Consider the following 5,145-nt stretch of genomic DNA (forward strand, 5'->3'; position numbering starts at 1 on the left):
TTCAGATCCATTCTTTGTCATCATAATTTGTAATGATCTTTTATGATATTGTAAATATACTTCTCCATATTTATAAACTTCAGGTAAGATGCTTATACCTACAAAGATCGGCCATAACGGAAATGGGCAACAGACAATGCCACTGATAAATAGTGCCTCCTAAAATTCCATTAGTGATCAAAAGTCCTATTTCTCTCAAAGCATCTTGATTTATTTCTCCTGGAGTCATAAACACGATTTAAGCGATAGCCATATTTCCGATATGGTTAAATTCGTCAGGTTGGGCTATAATGTCATAATAGAGCATAAATGCAACAAGTTTCTACAACTAGAAGCCACATATTCGCTTGCACAGAAAAATCTCAACAAGAGTGTTTTAACCGAATGCTTTTTTCTACTAACAAGGTTTATGAAGATAAAATCTTCGCAGTCAAAAAAGGAGATATCCTTTTTTTACTCAATTTAGATTCTAACACCTTATACGGTACTTTTAGGGCAAAGTCTGATGGTAGAAAAAATATCGTTCCCGAAGCTTGGGGAGGTGGGTATCCTTTTCAAGTAGAAGTAGAAAAAAATGGAGAGATAAATACTATAACAAATGCTGCAACCATACTTTCCAAATTGGGTATAAGCTGGAAGATAGTGTTAGACGAGGACAAGACAAAATTGCTCACAACGTATGTAATGAATCCTAATAGGTTTGCATGGGGCGACTTGATTCATGAGATAAGAGGAAGAAAAGGAAACGGAAAGACGTTAGCAAGTGAGAAGTATGATGTATACGAGAAGCCCAAGCTGGAGTCTACTACACTATGGGATTATCCACGCCAGAGCTATGGCAAGACGCCTAAAGGAAATAACAAATATGCAGGCGTGACACCAGCATTCATTATTTATAATCTAGTGAAACGGTATACAGAACCAAATGATTTAGTTGTAGATCCAATGGCAGGCAGTGGAACGACAGTAGACGTTTGCAGAGAAGAAGGCCGGAGGTGTATTGCATATGATATTGTTCCCGCAAGCCCAAATGTTGTTTCAAATGATGCAAGAAAAATTCCACTTGATGATAAGAGTGTTGATCTGGTGTTTATAGACTCACCTTATGGTGATAATATAGCATATAACACTCATGAGAAAAATATAGGTTGGATTTCAGCTGAAGCAGATGAATTTTATCAGGATTTAGAAAAAGTGATGAGCGAATGCTATCGCATACTAAAACCAGGAAAGGTACTTGGGTGGCTTATTGGTGATCAATGGGTAAAGAAAAAATTTACACCAGTAGGTTTTAACATTTATCAAGGCCTGTGTAAGAATTTTGAAACACTTGATATAATATGCGTCGTCCGAAGGAGTCAGACATCTAATACCGGAATATGGTATAATAGGGCCTTGCGTTTCAATTTCTATTTACGTGGTTTCAAATATCTCTTTATAATGAAAAAGCCGGAGCCCAAACTAAAGGTACAACGAAAGAGAATAGTCAGATGGTCAAAATATTCTCGGTCAAAAACTATGGTCACATAGCAAGTTGACTGACTAATGCAACTTGAAGATCTGCAACGGCTATATGAAAGCATGAAGGACAGGAATGGATTAAATACTTACAATCATATTTCCGAACTTTTGAAGGAAGCAAAACAAATCCATAAAAAGGATTTTCTTGATAGCCAATCAGTTAAACGTACATGGAAGAATACGTGATCACAAACAGTCATGGAGATCCTTTAAGGGACAAATTCTCGAGAAGTTAACTGGTCAAGCGCTATTGTACATATTTCATCATATGGTGTCAGCAGCTTTTGATTACGTATGACTGTTAACTAATCTCTTTTCTTCTGTTCTCGCTGCTTTCTTATCATTGTAGTCATTGATGTTCTGATTCCTACCCTTACCACAGATAGTGCCATTGCAACTGATGCTAGTGACATTAGTGCAGATATGATAAATATTAAATCGTAGGCATGGTTAGTAGGGAAAAGGCCTGCAACTCCGGGTACTGTTCCTTTGTAAGTCTCCTGGAGCATCCCTGAGACAGCTGGGCCAACTGACATTCCAACAAGGTTGAGGAGCAGAGTCATTCCCAGTGCAACACCTGTAATTTGCATTGGTACAGATAGAAGTATTATGTTAAATGCACCAGTAATTGAAAGAGAAAGACCAGATGAGAGTATCGTCAGTCCAAATGCTACCATATTTTCAGTAGAATGAAAAATAAATAGTACAAAGAACCCAATTGTGCTGATTAACGTTCCAAATACAATTAGCTTGGTATTCTTGACTCTATTTAGAATATAACCTGACATGATCGTTCCAGCCAATAGCACGATCATAAATGGCAGCTGGACATTTGCGACTGATATCGCGTTTCCTCCAAACCCAAGCGGCTCAGGACTTCTTACCATAACAGGAATTGTCAGATACACCATGAAAATGGACATAAAGACTAGCATGAGAATAACAGTAGGAGGGAGAAAACCTTTGCTGGTCATTATTTTGAAATCAATCAAGGGTGAATGCACTCTCTTTTCGATAGCTATAAAGGCCGCAAGCGATAATCCTGAGACTGCAAATATTCCGGCAATATGATATAATTCCACAGTATCATGGCTGCTGTTATTGTTGCCATTTTGTATTAAGGTTATGCCAGCAAGAAATGTAATTATTGTGCAGGCTAGAGCTAGCGTCCCCTTTATATCAATTGCCTGGACATTAGATAAAATGTTCCGATGATGATTGCTACCATTATTACTACTACCTACCTCAATTCCCTCCAACGATGATGAGGATGGTGTACTCTTGTCAACTTGGACGAACCTTTGTATTAGCAACCAGAGTGCTACTGCAATAGGAAGTATGGCTACGAATGTTGACTGCCAACCAAAGTTTTGGATTATGGCTGCGCCTCCAACTATACCAATAACCCCACCACCAGAGAGGGTTGAGCTGAATATAGTTTGACCCATTGCAAGCTTTTTCTCCGGAAGGATTTCTCTTATGATTCCAAATGCAATGGGAAACATCGCCATTCCAACACCTTGGGCTGCCCTTGCAGCGATCATGAATTCTATATTCGTAGCAAATCGTCCAGCCAAAACACCTATTGTGTAAACTGCCATTATTATTAGTAATATTTTTTTCTTACCATAGATATCAGACAGTTTGCCTCCAATTGGGGTCATGACTGCAGCTGCAATTATGTAAGCGGAAAGTAGCCAGGAGGACATGTTATACGATATGTTGAACTTATGAATGAAATCTGGAATAGCTGGCAGAATCATTGTCTCATCAAACATAACAATCAATCCTAAGCAGCTAAGAATGATCAGTGTATTCCTCCAAGTTGAGCGACCGCCGTTGTATTCTTCTTCTAACTTAACCATATTATTCACCAACTAACTCTTATATGATCTTGAATTGAGAATTACTATTGTAGTATCGTCTTTCAAATTTTGCTCCCCTAATGACATCTTGGTTATATAGCACCCAAATGTTTCTGAAATACGGGAATGTCCACTCACTTCAGTCAAGCCTAATTATTGATGTTGTGCATAACAAAAATATGCTAATTAAATCAGCTACGCCTGCACTCAAATTCTTCATATGCTTAAAGTAATTCTATCTGTCAAAAATAAGATTGAGCATCCAAGAAATCTTTCGATCTAACTTTTGCGAGGTCAATCATATTGAACGATCTAATCTATTTTTGCTTGTCGTTATCGTTGTAGTCGTTATCGTAGTTATTGTTGTGCAAATCATCTGTTATAATCACCCATCTCTTGAGGTTTTCAATCTCTTAGATAACAGTAGATTTTAATCCTCTGTCCAGATTGGATCTAAACCATCTATAATCCTCGTCAGCTTGTATAGCTGCTGTTAATATCTTATTTTCTATCTTTGAGGATTGTAGAAACATTTTTGTATCCTTTGGTAGACAATGCCCTCCTATTCCTTCCCTTGGTTCAAGAATGTTTACATTCCATTTTGTGTTTAGGGCATCTCGCAATTCCGAGAAATTTATGTTATTTACTTGACAGTAAAGGTAAAGTTCCTCTGCAAAGGCTATCTGCAAATACCTGTGTGCATTTTCAACTATTTTAGTAGTCTCGGCAGTTTCGATTTTTGATACTGGATGCATACGAATATCCAAACTCTTATTACTCTTGTCTTTGTCTTCGTATTTACCAATACCATAAATCTTCTCATCTTCTGGGCTGGAATTTAAGATGGCCATATCGCTAGAGCTAGAATCAATGGTTTTAGTGCTGGTATCTGTACCACCCACACTTCCATTATAAAATTGCATACCAGCTTTTAGGCAGCAATCACATACTCCTCCAATTACACGCAACTGATTTACTCCATGTTCTTTTTCTTCTAAGGCATACCATCTATGTGGTGCATGAACTACATGTAGCCTATGGTTTAACAACTCAAATACTCTGGTAGAGGTTCCTTTTGGAATAGTGCTTTCTATAGAAACAAGTGCTCCAGTTTTCGCCTCTCGTGAAATCCTTTCAACTATTGACAGCAGCCCATCTATTTGTGGAGTGAACATATCGTCTGACTTATGAGTGGATATGCAAAGAATGTAAACATCGAAATCACTAAAGTTAATAGCTCTCTTTACTCCTGCAGTCTTTTCTGCATTCTCTATCGCTTGATGACTAATATCGTAACCATAAGTATCAAATCCCTTCTCGTTAACATATTTTGCTACGGGCAAACCTAACTGTCCTAGTCCTATTATCAAAACTTTGTTGAACTGGATTCTGTTTTTAGACTGTGATGATACCGATGGTAAAGATAGAGTGTTTAAACATATTTGTTCTCGATTGCTATCAGTTATTGAAGGTAATTTCATTATCGTATAGCTAAGTAATCACGTAACTAATAAACCTAACTGACTGGTCAGTCATATTTATTAATAAGCAGTGTTTTCATGATACTAGAAGAGATGGTTACTCATTGGAGCGATTATAACAACAATAAAGTAGAACTAGAAAAAGTCAAAGATAATAATATAATCACTTATAAAGAAAGATTGACTGAAGGAATCAGAAGAAAACAACAATAGAAACAGAAATGTGTCCAAAGGTTACTTCAGAATACAAGACAGAAATCAAAGAAAGAATAATTCAA

3 protein-coding genes are annotated in these 5,145 nt (G+C 37.2%); 1 reads left to right on the plus strand and 2 read right to left on the minus strand.

Annotated elements, in window-relative coordinates:
• The first annotated feature begins 384 nt into the window (after positions 1-384).
• Complete coding sequence (locus tag DYY65_RS09420) at positions 385-1,530, plus strand: DNA methyltransferase (RefSeq protein ID WP_236561770.1); 1,146 nt, start codon at positions 385-387, stop codon at positions 1,528-1,530.
• Between the two features lie 296 nt (positions 1,531-1,826).
• Here the strand turns inward: DYY65_RS09420 and DYY65_RS09425 are convergent, their stop codons facing one another.
• Both DYY65_RS09425 and DYY65_RS09430 read right to left on the minus strand, forming a co-directional pair.
• Positions 1,827-3,386 carry an MFS transporter gene (locus DYY65_RS09425; protein WP_162477710.1) on the minus strand — a complete coding sequence of 520 codons (1,560 nt, stop codon included), beginning with the start codon at positions 3,384-3,386 and terminating at the stop codon, positions 1,827-1,829.
• Between the two features lie 413 nt (positions 3,387-3,799).
• Positions 3,800-4,867, minus strand: a complete 1,068-nt coding sequence (locus tag DYY65_RS09430) for an NAD(P)-binding domain-containing protein (RefSeq protein ID WP_162477711.1) — start codon at positions 4,865-4,867, stop codon at positions 3,800-3,802.
• Between the last annotated feature and the right edge of the window lie 278 nt (positions 4,868-5,145).

It is taken from the genome of Nitrososphaera sp. AFS, from assembly GCF_009898475.1.
In the GTDB taxonomy this organism is placed as follows: domain Archaea; phylum Thermoproteota; class Nitrososphaeria; order Nitrososphaerales; family Nitrososphaeraceae; genus Nitrosopolaris.